Below are 21,517 nucleotides of genomic sequence, written 5' to 3'. Positions count from 1 at the left end.
CAGTAAAAGCATCCCTCTGGGGATGCTCTTGATTTCTATTTACGGGACTGACGGGACTCGAACCCGCGACATCTTGCGTGACAGGCAAGCACTCTAACCAGCTGAGCTACAGTCCCTTGTCGCTTTCAACATTATCTATACTAACGAACACTGAAAAATTTGTCAAGAGATTTTTTAAAAATAATTGGTAATGGACGACCGATGATGAAAAATCAATGTTTTCCCATGGTCAATGGTTAAAATACAGAAATCTTGACTTACAATTGGTTAAAAATACAGTTATTGTTACAATAACCCATTAGTCTTATCTGAAATAGAGTAAAATTTATGAGTCGTGCCGAGAAAGTCGTTTTAGCTTATTCTGGGGGAGTTGACACCTCCGTTTGTATTCCTTACCTGAAAAAAGAATGGGGTGTAAAAGAAGTAATCACCCTAGCGGCAGATTTGGGGCAAGGAGAAGAATTAGGCCCTATTCAAGCCAAGGCTCTTAAATGTGGTGCGGTGGAGTCTTTGGTAGCAGATGCGACGGAAGAATTTGTAACTAATTATGCTTTTCCTGCCATCAAAGCCAATGCGTTATATGAAAATCGTTATCCCCTTTCCACTGCTTTAGCTCGTCCCCTCATTGCTAAGTTGTTGGTAGAGGCTGCGGAAAAATATGGAGCGGATGCTGTTGCCCATGGTTGTACGGGAAAGGGAAATGATCAAGTTCGTTTTGACTTAGGCATTACCGCCCTCAATCCTAATATTAAAATTTTGGCTCCTGCTAGGGAGTGGGGGATGAGTCGTGAAGATGCGATCGCCTACGGGGAACAATTTGGCATCGAAGCCCCCGTAAAAAAATCTTCTCCTTATAGTATTGATCGTAACTTACTAGGTCGTAGTATCGAAGCAGGCCCCTTGGAAAACCCCATGACAGAGCCTCCTGAGGAAATCTACGCCATGACAAAGTCGGTGATGGATACCCCCAACGAGCCTGAATATTTAGAAATTACTTTTGAGCAAGGAACCCCCGTAGCGATTAATGGTGTTGCTCTTCCTCCCGTTGCCCTAGTTACGAAAGTGAATGAAGTGGCGGGAAATCATGGGGTAGGACGTATCGACATGATCGAAAACCGAGTTGTAGGGATTAAATCTCGGGAAATTTATGAAGCACCTGCCTTATTAGTGCTTATCAAAGCCCATGAAGACTTAGAAAGTTTAACCCTCACCAGTGATGTAACCCACTATAAGAGAGCCCATGTTGATGAAACCTATAGCAGAATGATTTATGAAGGGTTATGGTATAATCCCCTCAAAAATTCCCTCGATGCTTTCATCGAAGAAACTCAAAAAAGAGTTAGCGGTACAGTACGCATCAAATTCTTTAAAGGTAATGCTACCGTAGTGGGTAGAACATCTCCTTATTCGTTATATGATTCCGAATTGTCCACCTATGGAGAACAGGATCAATTTGATCATAAAGCCGCCGAAGGGTTTATCTATGTCTGGGGCTTATCTACCAGGGTTTGGGCAGAAAAGACCAGATCTATTGAAAGCTAACATCATGGATATTAGTGGGGGATTACGTCGGTTAAGACACCGCCAATTAATGCCCCTGCAACGATAATTCCGATTAAAGTGTTCGTAAAAAATCTACCAGCTTCGGGGTTAAATCCGAGGCTTTTATCTTCTTTCCCCGCACTGAAAAATAAAGACCATGCTTGGTTAGCACTAATATCTTCAAAGTCATTAAATTCTGAGCGAAATACCACGGGGGCAAATAAATCTCTGTTGTTGGTAGCTGTTAGGTCGTTATTCATAATATATATAATTGCTTGTTTGTTCTATATCCATAATGTAACAAAATATTACAAATCTTTGCGTTCGGTTGACACTAAACCTATAGTGTTGTAAACCGCAGGAAATTAACCATGATTAGGCTCTATGGGAAAAGGTGGGCAATGCCCACCAAAATAATTAAGATAAAGCGTCAATTAACAGAGTTTTCGCCGTAGCCAAAGCCTCATCAACCTTACTGGCATCCCTTCCCCCTGCTTGGGCAAGATTAGGGCGCCCTCCGCCACCACCACCACAGATTTTGGCGATTTGTCCGATAAATTTACCTGCTTGGAGTTGTTTTTCTTTATAGACTTTTTCCCCAAAAGCAGCCACTAAGCTAACTTTTCCGTCTTCAGGAATGGAAGCTAAAACCACAGCACTATCTCCGAGTTTTTGTTGTAATTTTTCCCCCGCCGTTTGTAAAGATTTCGCATCTAAATCTCCCATGGGGGCAACGAGAATTTTAAACTCCCCCACGGTTTGGGCTTCGTTAACTAAACTATCGGATTTTAATAGGGCTAACTCTTGCTTGAGATTTTCTAACTCTTTTTGGGTAGTTTTTAACTCACTTTGTAGGTTGGCAAAACGTTCAGGAATTTCCTCGGGTTTAGCTTTGAGTTTGTCTGCCAATTCCTTCACCACATCATCCCTCACCTTGAGATATTCCAACACCGATGCCCCAGCCACGGCTTCGATACGTCTTACCCCTGACGAAATACCTGTCTCTGAGATGATTTTAAATAGCCCGATTTCGGCGGTATTATTTACATGAGTCCCCCCACATAATTCCATGGAAACCCCCGGTACGTCGATGACACGCACCTCTGAGCCATATTTTTCACCGAACATGGCGATCGCCCCTTTTGCCTTAGCTTCTTCCAAAGACATGACGGAGATATGAGAATCATGGGCTTCAGCAATCCAAGTATTAATTAAATCCTCTACCTGCTGTAACTGTGATTTGGTGATGGGTTGAGGAGAATTAAAATCAAAACGTAATTTATCGAATGATACTAATGAACCAGCCTGAGAAATGGAACTCTCCACCACCTTCTTTAACGCTGATTGTAATAGGTGGGTAGCGGTATGATTTGCCCTTACACGGTTACGACAGGCTTTATCAATGGTTGCCCGTAACTTTTGCCCTACGGTGACAACACCCCTTTCTACCGTGCCATAATGGACAAAAAATCCAGACTCTTTCTGCACATCATTGATGGAGATTAACACATCTTCCCCTGCGAGGTAGCCTTTATCGCCAATTTGCCCCCCAGACTCGGCATAGAAAGGAGTTTTATTTAAAATTAGCTGTACTTTCGTACCCGATTCCGCTTTTTCCACGGATTTACCTTCTACCAACAAACCCTCAATGTGGCTAATTAATTGAAATTCATGGTAGCCTAAAAATTCCGTAGGATGGATATGTTCTGCTAATTTATCAATGCTTCCTTGCACAGTCAAATCGATGGTTTCATGAGCAGATTGCGATCGCAACCTCTGAGCCTCCATTTCCGCTTCAAATCCAGCCACATCAACGGTTATACCCTGCTCTTCAGCAATTTCCTGAGTCAATTCCAAAGGAAAACCAAAAGTATCATAAAGGGTAAAAGCATCCACCCCAGAAATTTCCGTTTTTTGTTTCTGTTTTAACCCATTAATCACCTCCGCCAAGAGTTTTTCACCCCTTTCGAGGGTAGCCAAGAAAGCCGACTCCTCCCGTTGTAACTCAGTTTTAATGACCTTTTCCCTTTCTCTCGTATTAACATAAACCCCCTCTAACAATTGAATAGCAGTCTCCGCCACCTCATTGATAAAATTGCCATCAATACCAATCAAACGCCCGTGACGCACCACCCGACGAATGAGACGACGTAAAATATATCCGCGCCCCATATTAGAAGCCGAAATACCATCAGCGATCATTTGTACCACAGAACGCACATGATCTCCAATTACCTTCAAAGATACCTTGGTATTCTCATCCGCCTTCTGATAATCAATATCTGCCAACTCCGCCGCAGTTTTGATGATGGGGAAAATTAAATCAGTTTCATAGTTATTAGGCACCTGTTGCAGAATTTGCGCCATCCTTTCCAAACCCATGCCCGTATCAATATTTTTCTTTTCAAGGGGAGTTAAATTGCCCTCAGCATCTCGGTTATACTGCATGAAAACCAAGTTATAAAACTCGATGAATCGACTATCATCTTCCAAATCGATATGATCATCACCCAATTCGGGCTTAAAATCATAGTATAACTCCGAACAAGGACCACAAGGACCCGTCGCCCCAGATTTCCAAAAATTATCTTCTTCTCCCATGCGGATAATTCTTTTTTCAGGAATGCCTACCTCATCACGCCAAATGGCAAAGGCTTCGTCATCTTCACGGAATACACTGACAACAACTCTTTCGGGGGGAAGTTGAAACACCTTCGTAGATAATTCCCAACCCCACGCAATAGCCTGAGATTTGAAGTAATCCCCAAAACTAAAGTTACCTAACATCTCAAAGAAAGTATGATGTCTGGCAGTGCGTCCCACATTCTCAATATCGTTGGTGCGGATACATTTCTGGGAAGTAGTTGCCCTCGGCACTTCTGGGGTTTGTTGTCCCAAGAATATAGGTTTAAATGGTAGCATACCTGCGATGGTTAAAAGTACGGTGGGATCATCAGGTACTAAAGATGCACTGGGTAATATTTTATGTTGTTTTTGCTCGAAAAAGTTTAAAAATTTTGCTCTGATTTCGTTTCCTGTTAAGGAAGGAGGGATATTAGTCATAGAAATTTATCATATATTTGTCTATCTTCTATTATCGGATAATTTGTGGGGTATAGCTAACCGTTGTTATTTTCCTTACCCTGTTTTTTTAAGAAAATGTTAGATTTTGGATAGAGGAAATTAAGCACAGTAATTATTCAATGAATCTAAGTTTACAATATCCTGTTTTTGGTCCCCATATTCAATGTCCCCATTGTCGTCAACAGATAGAGGCTTTAACTTTAACGGATAGTTATTTATGCCCTCGTCATGGTGCTTTTGAGGCAAATCCTGATACAAAGGTTTTGGTGCATTTACAGTCAGGGCGCCATTGGCGATTATGGGAAGAGAAGTGGTATCGTCAACATACCCATCCTGATGGTATTCGTTTTGAGATTCATGAAGCCCTAGACAGGTTATATACGGAGGGTTATCGTGCTACTAAAGTTATTATTGCTCAACGGTATTATCGCTTAATTAGTTCTTATTTAGAAAAAGGAAATAATTGGATAGGGGATGGAAATAAGATTTATAAGCTCTATGGTTTACCTGTGGAGTTTAGTCCCGAGGATGATGATAAATCAGAGTGCTGGGAGATTATCAATTTCACTTTAGAAAAGGAAAAAGGAAGCCCTTCCCGTTATCCTTATTTTCGTCTTTTTGAGTAGCCCTAAATATTTATTTTAATTGTCCATTGTTTATGTTGCATCATGTATCTATTCGCACGGCTAATATTTTAAGGGCGATCGCATTTTACCAACTATTAGGATTTTCAGTAAAAGAAAGATTTACCACGGGATATACCCTTGCTTGTTGGATGGAGGGTTTGAATAGTCGCCTCGAATTAATAGAAATTCCTGAACCAAAACCTGCCCCCGATGCTTTTGGGGATGAGCATTATGTGGGGTATTATCATCTTTCTTTTGATGTGGGTAACTACACCGACAATTTACCCCAATGGTTAGGAAAACTCCACCAAACATTTGAGCAGGAAAGCAAAACAAACCCCCGAGAAATTAAACCTCTGAGAATATTATTGTCTCCCCAACAACAGATGATAGGAGATAAAGTTTTTGAGGTAGCTTTTATTGCCGATGATGATGGATTACCCATAGAATTATTACGTCTTTGTGGCTAATGGATCTTCTCAACTACCTAAGCCCTAACGTTATATTATTAATAGGTATTGTTATATTAAAATTATTATGGATAAAGTAGTTGTGGGCTTGTCTGGGGGGGTAGATAGTTCCGTGGCAGCGGCAACCCTACACCATCAAGGTTATCATGTGGAAGGTTTAACCCTCTGGCTGATGAAGGGAAAGGGGCAGTGTTGCTCTGAAGGCATGGTGGATGCAGCCTCTATATGTGAACAATTAAATATTCCCCATCATGTGGTAGATACCCGTGATTTATTTCAAACCCATATTATTGATTATGTAATATCTGGATATGAGGATGGTGTTACACCTCTTCCCTGTTCTCAGTGTAATCGTACGGTAAAGTTTCCCCCCATGGTGGAATATGCTCAAAAAACCCTCGGTATTGATAAGATTGCCACAGGGCATTATGCTAGGATTCAGTATGATAGTAAGGGCGATCGCTACCAACTTCTTAAGGCCGTTGACAGTAATAAAGATCAGTCTTATTTTCTCTACGACTTAACCCAAGAATTATTAGCCCATCTAGTGTTTCCCCTCGGTAATCAGACTAAAACTCAAACAAGGGAAATGGCCAGTAAATTTAACCTTAGCACTGCCGAAAAACCTGAAAGTCAAGACTTATGCTTAATTGAAGCCCATGGCTCCATGAAAGACTTTTTAGATCAGTATATCAAACCTAAACAGGGGGAAATTGTTGATCTTAAAGGGAATATTTTGGGCGAACATGATGGGGTACATCACTATACCATCGGGCAAAGAAAGGGTTTAGGGGTTGCCTATTCCGAGCCATTATATGTGGTAAAACTAGATACGGTGATGAATCGAGTTATCGTTGCTACCCGTGATGAGGGGGGCAAAAAAGAATGTACCGTTAAACGGATGAATTGGGTATCCATTGCCCAGCCTTCTACCCCTATCCAAGCAGAGGCCAAGATTCGTTATCGTAGCACCCCTGAAATCGTTAACGTCATCCCTTTAGATGAAGACAGGGTAAAATTGATATTCCCTGAGCCTCAATTCGGCATTACTCCCGGGCAAGCGGCGGTTTTATACCATGGAGATATACTCTTGGGGGGCGGAATTATTGAAAAGGATAGCGAATAACACGACAGGTAATAAATTGCTAGTTTGAAAATAATTAATGGTGGGCAATGCCCACTAAAGATTGGATAAGGGGCTTAAGCCCCTTGTTAAAAAATTAAACTTTTTATAAAACCCTAATCATACTGGGGATTTTTTCGATCGCCTCTAATTCCTGAATTTTTTTGATAGCACTACGGAAATTACCTTCCCTGACTTGATGGGTTACCACCACAATTTCCGCCAAGTTATCTTGGAAACCAATTTGCACCACGGAGGCAAGACTTACCCCAAAATCACCGAAAACAGTACCTAAATGACCAATTACCCCCGGTACATCAGCACAAAGGAAACGGGCATAAAAACGGGTAGAAACGTCATCGATGGGAGCAATGGGGGCGGACTTGGAAGGGGAGCAACTGAGGAGAGGATCGAGGGAATTGGCTCCATGGTTACTTTGTAAGACTCCCACAATGTTGAGAATATCTGCCACAACGGCGCTCGCAGTAGGGCCAGAACCTGCCCCAGGCCCGTAAAACATCACTTGTCCGAGGGGTTGTCCTTCCACAAGAATGGCGTTAAATACCCCGTTAACGTTGGCTAGGGGGTGAGATTTTTCTACGAGGGTGGGATGTACCCTTAGTTCAAGGTTTTCTTGGTTTTTGTCTGGTTTTTGGGCGATCGCCAATAGCTTAATCACATAACCTAGTTTATCGGCATAGTCGATGTCACTGATGGTAATGGAGGTAATACCTTCACTATATACATCTTCTCTTTTCACTTGACGATCAAAAGCGAGGGAAGCGAGGATGGCGATTTTATCCGCCGCATCATAACCCTCTACATCGGCGGTGGGATCTGCTTCTGCGTAGCCAAGGGCTTGGGCTTCTTGTAATACTTCCTTAAAATCTGACCCTTTTTCGGTCATTTCCGTGAGGATATAGTTAGTAGTACCGTTGATAATGCCGATAATGGTTTCTAGGCGATTTGCCCCTAGGGATTGTTTGAGGGGTTCAATGATGGGAATACCGCCCCCCACGGCCGCTTCTAGGAGTACATATACTTTGGCTTGTTTTGCCGCTTCAAAAATTTCTTGACCATAACGGGCGATGACGGCTTTATTGGCGGTGACAACGTGCTTTCCAGAGGCGATCGCCTTTAGAATAAGACTCCTAGCAGGTTCTAAACCCCCAATCAACTCTACCACCAAATCAATGTCAGGATCGGTGACGATGGACTCTAAATCTGTGGTGAGAACTTCAGGGGTAATGGCAATAGTTCGTTGTTTATCTAAAGATTTGACCCCTATTTTGGCAATGGTAATGTCATTTAGGAGGGGATGTCTTCCTTGGGGATTATATATAATTTCTGCAGTACCAGTTCCGACAGTACCTAGTCCTAGTAAACCGATTTTAAACGCCACAATATCTATCCTTCACAATGTAATCTGTTGACTTTGCGCCTACCCTTCACAACTTAGCCCTTTTATGTTTCACCGTAGGAGATAAAACAAGGGTAAAAACTAAGTTTTAGGAGAGTCACTTCCTTGAGTATTGTAAGCATATTATAGCAACCGAGGCAATAACTAATGGAGAATTAAGATTGACAATGTTAAAATGTAAATAACTCTTTACACTATTATCTTTCTTTCGCAATGGCAAACCCCAGACTGAAAATTTTATATTCCTATCTCAAACCCTACAATAAAATGATGTATCGGGGTATGTTTGCCCTTTTTGCGGTGAATGTGGTTGGGGTTTCTATACCTTGGTTAATCCGTAATATTTTTGATGATTTAGAGGAAGGATTTACCCTCAATCAACTCATTACCTATGTAATCATACTGTTGGTTTTAGCCTGTGTGATGTGGTGTATGAGAATGTTTTCTCGGATGATGATATTCGGGGTTGGGCGACAGGTAGAATTTGATTTAAAACAAAGAATTTTTGAACATCTTCTCAAATTAGAGCCTTCCTATTTCAGTACCAATACATCGGGGGATTTAATTAACCGTGCCACCAGTGATGTGGATAATATTCGCCGTTTAGTGGGTTTTGCTATCCTCAGTTTGGTTAATACTGTGTTTGCCTATGGTTTAACTTTACCTGCTATGTTGTTGATTAATGTTAAATTGAGTCTAATGGCGATCGCCGTTTACCCTTTAATGTTAATTACCGTACAACTATTCAGCCGTAAACTAGCGCAAGAGCAACTCCACGTCCAAGAAAGTCTATCAGATATTAGTGAACTAATCCAAGAAGATATGAGCGGTATTGCCCTCATTAAAATTTATGCCCAAGAAGAAAACGAAAGAAGGGCTTTTGCGGAAAAAAACAGAAATTTACTCAAAGCAAACTTAGGATTAGCTAGGACTAGAAATATTCTATTCCCCGTCATTCAAGGTATCGCCAGTGTTAGTTTATTAATTTTACTCTGGTTAGGTACTAGCGACATTAACGCAGGGTTAATTAGTGTGGGTGATTTTATTGCCCTAATTATCTATGTAGAAAGACTGGTATTTCCCACTGCCCTCCTTGGTTTTACCATCACTACCTATCAAAGGGGAGAGGTAAGTATTGAGCGTTTAGAAACTATTTTACAGGCCGAGTCGAAAATTCAAACCAACCCCGACGCTGTGTCCATGGATGCAGAAACCATGAGGGGAAACATTGAAGCGGTTAATCTCACCTATACCTATCCCGATGCTAACTTTTCCGCCCTTGATAATCTTAATTTTAAAATTCAGGGGGGTGAAACCATTGCCATTGTGGGCTTAATTGGTTCAGGAAAATCTACCCTTGCCAATGCCATTCCTCGTCTTTTGGAAATTGAAGCAGGGCAATTATTTATTGATGGGGTTGATATTACTAAGATTAATTTAGCAGATTTGCGCAGGGCGATCGCCTATGTACCCCAAGAAAGTTTCCTTTTTTCCACCACCATTAAAAACAATATCTCCTACAGTAACCCCATCGGTGAGATGCCAGAGGTAGAATACGCCGCCAAACAAGCCCAAATTCACCCCGAAATTATCACCTTCCCCCAACAATACCAAACCCTAGTGGGAGAAAGGGGAATCACCCTTTCAGGGGGACAACGGCAGAGAAGCTCATTAGCTAGGGCTTTATTTGCGGAGTCAAAAATATTAATCTTAGATGATGCCCTTTCTAGCGTCGATAATAAAACCGCCACTCAAATCCTTGAAAACCTCAAACAAGAAGAAGGCAAAACCGTTATTTTTATCACCCACCAACTAGCCGCCGTGCAAAATGCCGATCGCATCTTCGTCATGGATAGGGGTAAAATAGTTCAAACAGGAACACACTTAGAATTGTTTAACCAAAAAGGACTATATCAAACCCTCTGGCAACAACATCAACTCAAAGAAATTCTATCCTAGTGGAGTGATGAGGATACCGCAGAAATAGAAGTTTAATTGTCAATTCTCAATGGTCCATTGTCAATTCTCCTAACTATAATAGTTATATCCTTCTGATTTCATCGCTCCATGACAGACTTACAATGGCTGTTAATATGTGCGGGTTTAGTATTCTTGATGCAACCCGGTTTCATGTGCCTAGAATCGGGTTTAACTCGCTCAAAAAATAACATTAATGTAGCCGTTAAAAACCTCGCCGACTTCGGCATATCCGTTGCCCTCTTTTGGTGTTTTGGCTATGCCATCATGTTTGGGTTATCCTCCCTAGGATTGATAGGCACAAAAGGCTTTTTCCTTAATGTTGATACAGATATGGAATTGGGGGCTTTTTTCCTCTTCCAAGCCATGTTTTGTAGTACCGCCACCACCATCGTTTCAGGGGCTGTGGCAGAAAGACTCAGATTTGACTCCTACATCATCATTGCCATCCTCGTTTCAGGGTTAATTTATCCCCTGTTTGGTCATTGGGTCTGGAATGGACTAGAATCAGATACCATGATGGGCTGGTTAGGAAAATTAGGTTATATCGACTTTGCTGGTTGTAGTGTAGTCCATGGGGTTGGGGCATGGGTGGGGTTAGCCACTCTTTTAATTATCGGGCCTCGCACAGGACGTTTTAACCAAGATGGAAAGAAAAATAAAATCCATGGGGCAAATTTACCCCTTTCGGTATTGGGGGTGATGCTATTGTGGATTGCTTGGTTTGGTTTTAATGGGGGTAGTGTATTGGTTTTCAACAACCAAGTGGCTTTAATTTTAGTTAATACCCTCATGGGCGGAGTGGCTGGAATGATTAGCAGTTGCATCTTTTCATGGTATCGGGAAAAAATTCCCCAAGTAGAATCTTTGATGAATGGTGCGATCGCAGGATTAGTCGCTATTACTGCTTCTTGTCACATTGTTTCCACTTCTGAAGCGGTAATTATCGGTGGAGTGGGTGGCATTCTAATGGTGGTGGTCAAAAACTGCATAGAATACTATTACATCGATGATGCAGTGGATGCGGTGGCCGTCCACGGTGCGGCAGGGTTTTGGGGTATTTTAGCGGTTGCTTTTTTTGGCAAACCAGAGTTATTAAACACGGGTTTATCCCCTTTCCATCAATTTTTAGTACAACTACTAGGGGCGACAATCTGTTTTATCTGGGCTTTTGGGGTTAGTTGGTTAATTCTGCGGGGAGTTAATCGTATTTTTCCTTTGCGGGTATCGGTGGAGGATGAAATTACGGGATTAAATGTTTCTGAACATCAAGCAAAAACAGAAGTGTATGATCTTATGAAAATTATAGATCAACAAACCCAAACCCAAGACCTCAGTTTGAGGGTACCTGTTGAGCCTTTTACGGAGGTAGGACACATTGCATTCCGTTATAATCAGTTAATTGATAGCTTGGAAAAATCTACGGAAACACTACAAATCAATAATTTGGAGTTAGCCCAAGCCAAGGAAAAAGCTGAGGTTGCTAATAAAACTAAAAGCATTTTTCTTGCGAATATGAGCCATGAGTTACGTACGCCCATGAATGCTATTTTGGGTTTTTCTCAAATTATGATGCGCTCTCAAAGTTTAGACTCTGAGCAGTTGGAAAATATTAGTATTATTAATCGTAGTGGGAATTATCTTTTAAATCTTATTAATAATGTTTTAGATTTATCGAAGATTGAAGCAGGTAAAATGATGCTCAGTCAGAAGAATATTGACCTTTATAATTTATTAGATGAAGTTGATGATTTATTACATTTAAAGGCGGAGGAAAAACAATTACAATTAACTTTTAATATTGATGAAAATGTACCTCGATATATTCGTACTGATGAGACTAAATTACGTCAAGTTTTAATTAATATTATTAATAATTCTATCAAGTTTACGGAGGAAGGAGGAGTCGAAATTACGGCAGAAATATCTTCTTTTAATAGTATTAATAATTCCGCTATTTACGATGAATTTAACTATCAAGATTATCCAGCCATAAGAATAAATTTCACCATTGAAGATTCGGGTATCGGTATTGCAAAGGAAGATATTAATAAAGTTTTTGATGCTTTCATTCAAACAGAGGTAGGCAGAAAGAGTCAAGAAGGTACTGGTTTAGGGCTTTCTATTAGTCGTCAGTTTGTGAAGCTGATGGGGGGTGATATTCGTCTTCAAAGTACCCTCGGTAAAGGAACTATTTTTAGTTTTGATATAGTGGCTAAAATTGTTAGTATTGAGGAGGTGGAAATATCGGAACATTATCACAGTAGAAGGGTAATTGCGTTGAAAAAAGGACAACCTTCTTATCGCATTTTGATCGTGGACGATCGCACTGTAAACCGACTTTTACTGGTAAAATTATTACAACCTTTAGGGTTTGAATTAAAAGAAGCTGTTAATGGTCAAGAGGCGATCGCACTTTGGCAACAATGGCAACCCCATCTCATCTGGATGGATATGCGTATGCCCGTGATGGATGGCTATGAGGCAACGAAGTATATCAAAGGTTTGGGGGGAAATCCCACTGCTATTATTGCCCTTACTGCGAGTGTATTAGAAGAGGAAAAGGCGATCGTGCTTTCGGCAGGATGTGATGATTTTGTCAGAAAACCATTTAGGGAATCGGTTATCTTTGATGTGATGGCAAAACATTTGGGCATTGAATACATTTATGAGCAAGAAACTATTTCCCCATTATCTAAATTTCATGAACCATTAACCATTGAAGAATTGGGCAAAATGCCCCCCAATTGGTTACAAAAACTTTATCAAGCGGTTATTGACTTGGATGATGATTTAGTTTTAGAATTAATTTCAGAAATTCCTCAAAACTGTCAAAATTTAGCTCAAAAATTAATTTATCTAGTAAATAGTTTTCAATTATCACAAATCAGAAAATTAATTGAAAAAATAAACTAAAATATACTATTATCGATACCCTTAAAAAAATGACTTTCGATAAACTATCAACAGAAAATGATTTAATTGGAAGTATCTTGATCGTTGATGATCAACCCGCTAACTTAAGGGTATTAGCAACTATGTTAAAGGGAAGAAAATATAAAGTAAAAAAGGCTCAAGACGGCGAAACAGCTTTAATGGCGGCGCAGTCTAACCCCCCAGATTTAATTTTACTTGATGTTTTAATGCCCACCATGCACGGTTACGAAGTGTGTCAAAAATTGAAATCCAATCCGATTACTAAACATATTCCTGTTATTTTTATTAGTGCTTTAAATGATGTTTTTGATAAAATAAAAGCCTTTGAAATAGGAGCAGTAGATTATATTACAAAACCCTTTCAAGAAGAAGAAGTATTGGCAAGAATTAGTAGTCAATTAACTATCCAAACCCAGAGAAGACTATTAGAAAAAGATAAAAAATTACTACAAATTAAACAACAAAAATTAGAAGAAGAAATCAAACAAAGAAAAGAAGCTGAGGTAATTTTATCTCAATCACGGGCTTTTATTTTTAGTATTCTTAATTCTTCCCTTGATGGCATTGCTGCTCTGGAATCCATAAGAAATGATAAAACAGGGGTAATTCAAGATTTTAGATGTACTTTAGTAAATCCAATTATGGCTCAATTTTTTAATTTAAAGCCTGAAGATTTAATTGATAAATTATTTTTTAAAGAGTTTATAAAGCAACAAAAACATAATCTATTAAAATACCTTCTTGATGTGGTAGAAAAGAATGCTGTTTTCAAAAAAGATATTAAACTTTTACACCATCGTAAAAAACAATGGTTTCATGTCACCGCAGTGAAATTAGGAGATGGTTTTTCCATTACCATTAGAGATATTACCGCACGTAAAAATCTCGAAGTTAAATTAAATAGACTAGCTACCATCGATAGTTTAACCAAAATTTATAATCGACAAAGTTTTGATTTTCGTCTTAGTAATGAATGGTCTAGGTGCGATCGCACTCAAAAACCCTTATCATTAATATTATGTGACATAGACTACTTTAAACCCTACAACGACTTCTATGGACATCAAGCAGGGGATGAATGTTTAAAAAAAGTTGCTAGTATCATGGACAGCATCGTAAAAAGGTCATCAGATTTTTTAGCCAGATATGGAGGAGAAGAATTTGCCATAATATTACCCAACACCCCATCCCCCGGCGCTGTAATCATAGCTAATACCATTAAAGAAGAAGTTGAGTCTGCCTACCTTCCCCATCAAAAATCAGAAATCAGTCAGCATATTACCCTAAGCCTTGGAATCTCTACAGTTATTCCTTCTAACCGCTATTCCCCTGAAGACTTACTCAACAATGCAGACAAAGCCTTATATCAAGCAAAAAAAAATGGTCGAAATCGAGTCTTTTTTAATATTCTCGATTAATAATAGGTCTTTTCAATAAAAAAGAAAATAGAACTAAACATTGCTATCAAAATTAACAAAATTACTATCCATCCATACAAAAAACTAAGTAATCCTACCCCTCGCAACAGGTAAACCACTATTGATAAAGGAACAGTAGTAATCGTTAATATTCTTAATATTTTAGTGATTGTCTGAGTATTTATACGCATTTTTATTGTTCAAAAATTAAATCGTAGCAAATATTAACATTCAATTTGACTAAATCAATCATAACCTCCCTTCATTCGCCCACAAAACTTCCTCAAAGGCTATCACTTCATACTTTAGACCCATAATCTTAATTAATTATAAACAAAATCCAACTTTTAGTATGGAGCAACATTTATAAAAAGCCCACAACCTTTTATTTAATTGACCTTCCAGTATTTTATTTGTTTGAAATTTGTTGCTATAAAATATATTTTGCTTTTGTTACTAATTACTATATTAAAATAATAAAAGTAATATAAAATAGTTTTTAAAAGTTTATAAGATATTTTTAAGTATTTGAAAGGATTTAAATTAAATAAATAAAGCCTTAGAGTCATTTAACCCCTACTTAGTATCTCAATCATCCTGTTAAAAATCAAAAATTAGTCAATAATGCAAACAGAGCAAAATTCTGGAGTTTCACAAAATGACATTGACATTAGCAGTTTACGGAAAAGGCGGTATCGGTAAATCCACCACCAGTTGTAATATTTCCACCGCCCTAGCCAAAAGAGGAAAAAAAGTATTACAAATAGGTTGCGATCCGAAACACGATAGTACCTTTACCCTCACAGGCTTTTTAATTCCTACCATCATTGACACCCTCCAAGAAAAAGATTTTCACTACGAAGACATTTGGCCAGAAGATGTAATTTATAAAGGTTATGCAGGGGTGGACTGTGTAGAAGCAGGGGGACCTCCTGCGGGCGCTGGTTGTGGTGGTTATGTGGTAGGTGAAACCGTTAAACTGCTCAAAGAATTAAATGCTTTTGATGAATATGATGTAATTTTGTTTGATGTATTGGGAGATGTGGTGTGTGGTGGTTTTGCAGCGCCCCTTAACTATGCAGACTATTGTATTATCGTTACGGACAATGGTTTTGATGCCTTATTTGCCGCTAACCGCATCGCCGCTTCCGTCAGAGAAAAAGCGCGCACCCATAACCTCAGATTAGCTGGTTTAATCGGAAATCGCACCTCAAAAAGAGACTTAATTGATAAATACATTTCCCATGTGGCTATGCCCGTTTTAGAAGTATTACCCCTCATTGAAGATATACGAGTATCACGGGTTAAGGGAAAAACCTTGTTTGAAATGACTGAAAAAGATCCTAGTTTGAGTTATGTATGCGATTATTATCTCAATATTGCGGATCAAATTTTAGCCATGCCTGAAGGGGTTGTACCCAGTGAAGCCCAAGATAGGGATTTATTTACTTTACTTTCTGATTATTACCTCAATCCCCCTGCCGATGCGCCCAAGCAGGAAGTTGATGACCTTGATTTAATGATGGTTTAGGTTAATTGATAATTGAGAATGGATAATTGATAATTAAATTTTTCAAGATTGTGAGTTTCGTCCCCTAAATCCCCCAATTCTGGGGGACTAAAAAAATACCGAACTTAATCATAAAACAGATATTCACGGCAATTTACTATTCCCCATTGCCCATTTATAAATAGGAATAAATAAAAAATGACATTAGCACAAGCACCCGTTACCCCAGAATTAAACTTTGAATGTGAAACAGGAAATTATCATACCTTTTGCCCCATCAGTTGTGTGGCGTGGTTATACCAAAAAATAGAAGATAGTTTTTTCCTCGTTATTGGTACAAAAACCTGTGGTTATTTCTTACAAAATGCCATGGGAGTAATGATTTTTGCTGAACCTCGTTACGCTATGGCGGAGTTAGAAGAGGGTGATATTTCAGCCCAACTTAATGATTATAACGAGTTGAGAAGACTTTGTGAACAAATTAAGCGCGATCGCAACCCATCCGTTATCGTGTGGATTGGTACCTGCACCACAGAAATCATTAAAATGGACTTAGAAGGTATCGCCCCCAAACTAGAAGCAGAAATCGGCATACCCATCGTGGTTGCCCGTGCCAACGGTTTAGACTATGCCTTTACCCAAGGAGAAGACACCGTACTTGCATCCATGGCGAATCGTTGCCCCAAAGAAGCAACAACTAACACCGAAGAAAAAGAAGAACGCAACGGCATCCAAAAACTATTAAACTTTGGTAAGAAAAAAGAAGAAATTACCGCCACCGAAAGCGAATATAAACAACATCATCCTTTAGTATTGTTTGGCTCATTACCAGATCCCGTTGTTACCAATTTAACCCTAGAATTGAAAAAACAAGGGGTAAAAATTGATGGATGGCTACCTGCCAAACGCTATACCGAATTACCCGTCATCGAAGAAGGTTACTACGTTGCAGGGGTTAATCCCTTCCTCAGTCGTACTGCCACCACCTTGATGCGTCGTCGTAAATGTAAACTCATCGGCGCCCCCTTCCCCATTGGTCCCGATGGCACTAGGGCATGGATTGAGAAAATCTGTTCTGTGCTTGGAGTGGAAACCCACGGCTTGGAAGAAAGGGAAGCTCAAATCTGGGAAAACTTACAAGACTATGTCGATTTAGTGAAAGGTAAATCAGTATTTTTCATGGGTGATAACTTATTAGAAGTATCCCTCGCCCGTTTCCTCACCCGATGCGGAATGAAAGTTCATGAAGTCGGCATCCCCTACATGGATAAACGTTATCAAAAGGCTGAACTAGATTTTCTCGCCCAAACCTGCCAGGAGATGGGGGTTGATGTGCCTACTATTGTGGAAAAACCTGATAACTACAATCAGTTACAACGAATCAATAAATTACAACCCGATTTAGTAATTACAGGCATGGCACACGCTAATCCTTTAGAAGCACGGGGAATCAGCACAAAATGGTCAGTAGAATTCACCTTTGCTCAAATCCATGGTTTTACCAATGCCCGTGATATTTTAGAGTTGGTAACTCGCCCTTTACGTCGCAATAATAATCTTAAGGATTTAGGCTGGAATCAGTTAGTAAAAAATTAATTCGTAGGGTGGGCACCGCCCACCATTTACAATTAAAATGACTATTTTCCTCTTTTATTCTTCCGTAATTGGGAGAATTTTTAACATAAAACATACAACTACTTTTTATAATTATCACTAATTATAATTGATAACTAAAATTTCGTTAACACTTCCCCTTTTATCACCTTTACTATTGATCATTCTAGTAGCAGAAATACGAGCAATATTAAACCTTTGATAAAGTTCATCAAAAAAGTTGTCATTTATATCTTCGTTTTTCGGATCTGAATTACTGAGCATTAGATAAACTGAATAGCTATCATGTAATTTTTGGTAATATTTAGCCAGTCTTTTTTGTTCATTATCATCAAATGTGAATTGAGAATAAGAGTTAAAATTAGAAGTTTTATTCAAAGGACGATAGGGGGGATCAAAATAAACAAAAGAGTTATTTTTTATATACTTTAAACTTTGGGTATAGTCAGCAATTTCAATATCTACATTTTGTAAAAGATTACAAACATTTAGAAGGTTATTTTTGTCAATAATTTTAGGATTTTTATATTTTCCATGGGGGACGTTAAAGCCTCCTTTTTTGTTGGTTCTAAATAGTCCGTTAAAACAGGTTTTATTTAAAAATATAAATAAAGTGGCTCTTTTAATCCATGCTTCAGAAAAATTTAAGTAATCAAAATCAATTCTTTCTAAGTTATAAGTATCTCTTTTTAGATAAAAAAACTTGTTTTGTTTTTCTAGGTTTTTTGATTTATATTCTTCTGATAATTCGGTCAACTGTTCTATTAATTGATCAACGGATTTTTGAATTGTTTTATAAACTACTACTATTTCTGGATTAATATCTGATAAATAACTATGGCGAATATTATAGTTTTGTACTAGGTCAAAAAAAACTGCACCTCCACCAATAAAAGGCTCTATATAATTAAATTCTTGATTTTCTAGTAGTGGCTTGGGGTAATACTTTCTAAATGTTTCTAATAATTGAGTTTTTCCTCCTGCCCATTTTAAGAAAGGTTTTGCTTTATTATTATCTTTTATTTTTATTGATTTCATTCAATATCAGTCGAGTTCTTATTGGTTTATTTTATATTATGTTAATTAAACAAGGGGCTTAAGCCCCTTACCTTTGCGTTTTCAATCAACCCCTTGCCCTTACATTGGGTAAATTTGGATAAAATAATATGAGTTATTTTGATTGCCATTGAGAAGAAGTTGAATAAATATTCTGTAGATGAGTTTAAAAGGGCTAGTGATGCTATTATTCAAACGGCTAGTTTCCTTAATAGTAGGGGATGGACTCCTGCGACGAGTAGTAATTTTTCCCATGTGATGAGTGATAGTTTGTGTGCGATTACGGTATCGGGAAAGCATAAGGGTAGATTAACCCTCGATGATATTATGGTGGTGGATTTTGATGGTGTGCCTGTGGATGATAAAAAACCATCGGCGGAAACTTTGTTACACACTACTTTATATCAATGGAATAGGGAAATTGGTGCTGTACTGCATACCCACTCTGTTAATAGTACAATATTAAGTAGATTAATTAATCAACCTTATTGGCAAATAGAAGGATACGAACTACAAAAAGCCTTTACAGGTATCAATACCCATAAAAGTAGTGTTACTATTCCCATTTTTGATAACAGTCAAGATATTTCTAGTCTCGCCCAAGGGGTTATCACATATTTAGAGAAGGGTAATCCTTGCTGGGCTTATTTGATTCGAGGACATGGGGTTTATACTTGGGGTAGGGATATGGACAGCGCCCTTAGACACTTGGAAGCGATAGAATATCTAATGGAGTGTGAATTGGAAATGATTAAAATCACAGGAAAAAGATGACTAGCTTAAAGATATTTGATGATAACAACCCCACTCAAACACTTTTTGATAGTGAGGAAATAACAAATTCTTCGGAAAAAATAGATAAAATTGTCTATCATCTCCAACAAGTGGGGGTAAGGTTTGAGCAATGGCAGACTAAGGATGAAATTAAGTTAGGGGCTAGTCAGGAGGAAGTTTTGCAGGGTTATGATGTAGATGTGCAAAGGTTAATCCAAGGGGCTGGTTATCAGGCGGTGGATGTGGTTAGTTTAACCAGTGATAACCCCCAGAAGGATGCTTTTCGGGAAAAGTTTTTAAATGAACATACCCACAGTGAGGATGAGGTGCGCTTTTTTGTGGCGGGGGAGGGTTTATTTAGTTTACACCTCGATGATAAGGTGTTTGAGGTGTTATGCACTAAGGGGGATTTAATCAGTGTACCAGCCAATACTCCCCATTGGTTTGACATGGGGCCTAATCCTAATTTTATTGCTATTCGTCTTTTTAATAATCCTGAAGGGTGGGTGGCTAATTTTACAGGTTCAGATATTGCTTCAAAATTTTCTCGTCTTGAAAATTGAATCTAATTTTGCTGAATTGAGTATAACTTTATTTCATCATTAAGCCATACCTTAAATCTTTGTTTTTCTTATGATTAAAGCAATTTTGACTGATATTGAGGGAACTACAAGTTCTATTTCTTTTGTTAAAGATGTCTTGTTTCCCTATGCCTATAAAGAAATGGAAAATTTTCTTATTCAACATTTTAATAATGATCTTGTTTATGAGCAAGTGAGGGCGGTATGTGAGTTGGAGGGTTTAAAAGATGGTTGTCAACCTCGTCAAATTGCTGAGATTTTAAGGGAGTGGATTAAGGGCGATCGCAAATTAACCCCTCTAAAAGAGTTACAGGGAATGATTTGGGAAAAGGGTTATAAAAATGGTGATTATCAAGCCCATCTCTATCCCGATGCCTATGAAAAACTAACGCAATGGCATCAGGAAAATATCCCTATATATATCTATTCTTCAGGTTCTATCTATGCTCAAAAACTATTTTTTGGCTACTCTGATTATGGTAATTTATTAAACTTATTTTCGGGATTTTTTGATACTAATATAGGATATAAACAAGAAGTAGATTCCTATTTATTAATAGCTGAAAAAGTGGGATTTAAGCCAGACGAAATATTATTTTTATCCGATGTGGAAGGGGAAATAATTGCCGCTAACAAAGCAGGAATGGAAACAGTGTGGGTAATTAGAGACGAGGAACAATTACCAGAAAATAAACATCATAATATTGTTAGTAATTTCCATGACATTAATTTGTAATAGGGAAAATAATATACAACATGATAAAGAGAATTTTGCCCCTTGCCCTAATATTAAGTACCTTTGGTGCTATATCTGCCCAAGCACAAATCAAGCCATCCCCCATCAATCAAGATTCCCGAGTGCCATGGTCACAAGTAATCAACGATCCCTTTGATGGTAACATTGTCTATGACAAAGATTTTAGCTCCAACCATGCCACGGTAAGCAGTTGGACAAGAGATTATATTCGTCTTAGTTATTTTCGTAGAGAGCAAGAAATAACATCCTATCGTAACGTTAGGCGTACCCGTAAGGTATGGCAAAAGGATAAGTATGTAGAGGAAGTATATTGGGATAGAGAACCAGTATATCGTAATTATTGGGTGAGTAACAGTCCACAGCAAATCCTATTTTCTATTCATGGTGTAGTGTATCGATATGATGGAAACAGAGTTTCTGATGAGTTAGCCAGTGCGCTCGCTAATGCCCCAGAAGGTAACATGAGAATACGCTTGATATGGGAAGATGAAAGTACCCAAGATGTTATGATTGGCGGTGGTACCGTTGGCACATGGAAACAAATTTATAGATAGTTTTGTTTAGGGGATGGAAACCAAAAATTGTCTTAATCATCAAGAATTTTGGGTAGATACCCCGTCATGAATGA

Annotated in this window: 17 protein-coding genes and 1 tRNA gene; 13 read left to right on the top strand and 5 right to left on the bottom strand. The window is 38.6% G+C overall.

What is annotated here, in order from left to right:
• Positions 1–42: 42 nt before the first annotated feature.
• Positions 43–116: transfer RNA gene (locus ACXITR_RS06165), tRNA-Asp, on the bottom strand.
• Positions 117–327: 211 nt separating this feature from the next.
• Between ACXITR_RS06165 and ACXITR_RS06160 the strand changes: the two genes are divergently transcribed.
• Positions 328–1,542, top strand: a complete 1,215-nt coding sequence (locus tag ACXITR_RS06160) for an argininosuccinate synthase (protein ID WP_457996355.1) — start codon at positions 328–330, stop codon at positions 1,540–1,542.
• 11 nt (positions 1,543–1,553) lie between these two features.
• On the opposite strand, the gene ACXITR_RS06155 is transcribed toward ACXITR_RS06160, so the two are convergent.
• Together ACXITR_RS06155 and alaS are read right to left on the bottom strand one after the other, a co-directional pair.
• Complete coding sequence (locus tag ACXITR_RS06155; RefSeq protein ID WP_457996354.1) at positions 1,554–1,802, bottom strand: hypothetical protein; 249 nt, start codon at positions 1,800–1,802, stop codon at positions 1,554–1,556.
• A 157-nt stretch (positions 1,803–1,959) separates the two neighbouring features.
• Entirely contained in the window at positions 1,960–4,605 is a 2,646-nt protein-coding gene (gene alaS / locus ACXITR_RS06150) for an alanine--tRNA ligase (RefSeq protein WP_457996353.1), read from the bottom strand.
• 140 nt (positions 4,606–4,745) lie between these two features.
• On the opposite strand from alaS, the gene ACXITR_RS06145 reads away from it, so the two are divergent.
• The 3 genes from ACXITR_RS06145 to mnmA all read left to right on the top strand — a co-directional run bounded on the left by ACXITR_RS06145 (position 4,746) and on the right by mnmA (position 6,848).
• Positions 4,746–5,252: a TIGR02652 family protein gene (locus ACXITR_RS06145; RefSeq protein ID WP_457996352.1), complete on the top strand. Its 507-nt coding sequence runs from the start codon at positions 4,746–4,748 to the stop codon at positions 5,250–5,252.
• 35 nt (positions 5,253–5,287) lie between these two features.
• Positions 5,288–5,722, top strand: coding sequence for a VOC family protein (locus tag ACXITR_RS06140; protein ID WP_457996449.1), 435 nt, complete (start codon positions 5,288–5,290; stop codon positions 5,720–5,722).
• Between the two features lie 67 nt (positions 5,723–5,789).
• A complete protein-coding gene (gene mnmA / locus ACXITR_RS06135; protein ID WP_457996351.1) occupies positions 5,790–6,848 on the top strand; it encodes a tRNA 2-thiouridine(34) synthase MnmA in 1,059 nt (352 codons plus the stop codon).
• Positions 6,849–6,951: 103 nt separating this feature from the next.
• On the opposite strand, the gene ACXITR_RS06130 is transcribed toward mnmA, so the two are convergent.
• Entirely contained in the window at positions 6,952–8,247 is a 1,296-nt protein-coding gene (locus tag ACXITR_RS06130; RefSeq protein ID WP_457996350.1) for a homoserine dehydrogenase, read from the bottom strand.
• 231 nt (positions 8,248–8,478) lie between these two features.
• On the opposite strand from ACXITR_RS06130, the gene ACXITR_RS06125 reads away from it, so the two are divergent.
• From ACXITR_RS06125 to ACXITR_RS06105, 5 genes are all read left to right on the top strand, one after another.
• Positions 8,479–10,224 (top strand): ABC transporter ATP-binding protein, encoded by a 1,746-nt coding sequence (locus ACXITR_RS06125; RefSeq protein ID WP_457996349.1) that lies wholly within the window; start codon positions 8,479–8,481, stop codon positions 10,222–10,224.
• Between the two features lie 108 nt (positions 10,225–10,332).
• Positions 10,333–13,158: an ammonium transporter gene (gene amt / locus ACXITR_RS06120; RefSeq protein WP_457996348.1), complete on the top strand. Its 2,826-nt coding sequence runs from the start codon at positions 10,333–10,335 to the stop codon at positions 13,156–13,158.
• Positions 13,159–13,187: 29 nt separating this feature from the next.
• The gene (locus ACXITR_RS06115; RefSeq protein WP_457996347.1) at positions 13,188–14,597 is read left to right on the top strand and encodes a diguanylate cyclase; all 1,410 of its coding nucleotides are present in this window, start codon (positions 13,188–13,190) and stop codon (positions 14,595–14,597) included.
• A gap of 658 nt (positions 14,598–15,255) precedes the next feature.
• On the top strand, positions 15,256–16,128 hold the full coding sequence (gene bchL / locus ACXITR_RS06110; RefSeq protein ID WP_457996346.1) for a ferredoxin:protochlorophyllide reductase (ATP-dependent) iron-sulfur ATP-binding protein: 873 nt from the start codon (positions 15,256–15,258) through the stop codon (positions 16,126–16,128).
• A 177-nt stretch (positions 16,129–16,305) separates the two neighbouring features.
• Entirely contained in the window at positions 16,306–17,703 is a 1,398-nt protein-coding gene (locus ACXITR_RS06105) for a ferredoxin:protochlorophyllide reductase (ATP-dependent) subunit N (RefSeq protein ID WP_457996345.1), read from the top strand.
• 117 nt (positions 17,704–17,820) lie between these two features.
• Here the strand turns inward: ACXITR_RS06105 and ACXITR_RS06100 are convergent, their stop codons facing one another.
• Entirely contained in the window at positions 17,821–18,759 is a 939-nt protein-coding gene (locus ACXITR_RS06100; RefSeq protein ID WP_457996344.1) for a DNA adenine methylase, read from the bottom strand.
• A 159-nt stretch (positions 18,760–18,918) separates the two neighbouring features.
• Here ACXITR_RS06100 and ACXITR_RS06095 point away from each other — a divergent pair, with 159 nt between their 5' ends.
• From ACXITR_RS06095 to ACXITR_RS06080, 4 genes are all read left to right on the top strand, one after another.
• Positions 18,919–19,551 (top strand): methylthioribulose 1-phosphate dehydratase, encoded by a 633-nt coding sequence (locus ACXITR_RS06095; protein ID WP_457996343.1) that lies wholly within the window; start codon positions 18,919–18,921, stop codon positions 19,549–19,551.
• Complete coding sequence (locus tag ACXITR_RS06090) at positions 19,548–20,114, top strand: 1,2-dihydroxy-3-keto-5-methylthiopentene dioxygenase (RefSeq protein ID WP_457996342.1); 567 nt, start codon at positions 19,548–19,550, stop codon at positions 20,112–20,114. The genes ACXITR_RS06095 and ACXITR_RS06090 overlap by 4 nt, the downstream gene beginning before the upstream one ends.
• 70 nt (positions 20,115–20,184) lie before the next feature.
• Entirely contained in the window at positions 20,185–20,868 is a 684-nt protein-coding gene (gene mtnC / locus ACXITR_RS06085; protein ID WP_457996341.1) for an acireductone synthase, read from the top strand.
• A 20-nt stretch (positions 20,869–20,888) separates the two neighbouring features.
• The gene (locus tag ACXITR_RS06080; protein WP_457996340.1) at positions 20,889–21,443 is read left to right on the top strand and encodes a hypothetical protein; all 555 of its coding nucleotides are present in this window, start codon (positions 20,889–20,891) and stop codon (positions 21,441–21,443) included.
• Positions 21,444–21,517: the final 74 nt, after the last annotated feature.

The organism is Cyanobacterium sp. (assembly GCF_054166785.1).
This window is presented reverse-complemented; position numbering and strand designations above follow the sequence as displayed.

Bases quoted from the DNA above. Each gene is read 5' to 3' on its own strand.
- ACXITR_RS06160 (WP_457996355.1), top strand. From the start codon at position 328: ATGAGTCGTGCCGAGAAAGTCGTTTTAGCTTATTCTGGGGGAGTTGAC.
- ACXITR_RS06155 (WP_457996354.1), bottom strand. From the start codon at position 1,802: ATGAATAACGACCTAACAGCTACCAACAACAGAGATTTATTTGCCCCC.
- alaS (WP_457996353.1), bottom strand. From the start codon at position 4,605: ATGACTAATATCCCTCCTTCCTTAACAGGAAACGAAATCAGAGCAAAA.
- ACXITR_RS06145 (WP_457996352.1), top strand. From the start codon at position 4,746: ATGAATCTAAGTTTACAATATCCTGTTTTTGGTCCCCATATTCAATGT.
- mnmA (WP_457996351.1), top strand. From the start codon at position 5,790: ATGGATAAAGTAGTTGTGGGCTTGTCTGGGGGGGTAGATAGTTCCGTG.
- ACXITR_RS06125 (WP_457996349.1), top strand. From the start codon at position 8,479: ATGGCAAACCCCAGACTGAAAATTTTATATTCCTATCTCAAACCCTAC.
- amt (WP_457996348.1), top strand. From the start codon at position 10,333: ATGACAGACTTACAATGGCTGTTAATATGTGCGGGTTTAGTATTCTTG.
- ACXITR_RS06115 (WP_457996347.1), top strand. From the start codon at position 13,188: ATGACTTTCGATAAACTATCAACAGAAAATGATTTAATTGGAAGTATC.
- bchL (WP_457996346.1), top strand. From the start codon at position 15,256: ATGACATTGACATTAGCAGTTTACGGAAAAGGCGGTATCGGTAAATCC.
- ACXITR_RS06105 (WP_457996345.1), top strand. From the start codon at position 16,306: ATGACATTAGCACAAGCACCCGTTACCCCAGAATTAAACTTTGAATGT.
- ACXITR_RS06100 (WP_457996344.1), bottom strand. From the start codon at position 18,759: ATGAAATCAATAAAAATAAAAGATAATAATAAAGCAAAACCTTTCTTA.
- ACXITR_RS06090 (WP_457996342.1), top strand. From the start codon at position 19,548: ATGACTAGCTTAAAGATATTTGATGATAACAACCCCACTCAAACACTT.
- mtnC (WP_457996341.1), top strand. From the start codon at position 20,185: ATGATTAAAGCAATTTTGACTGATATTGAGGGAACTACAAGTTCTATT.
- ACXITR_RS06080 (WP_457996340.1), top strand. From the start codon at position 20,889: ATGATAAAGAGAATTTTGCCCCTTGCCCTAATATTAAGTACCTTTGGT.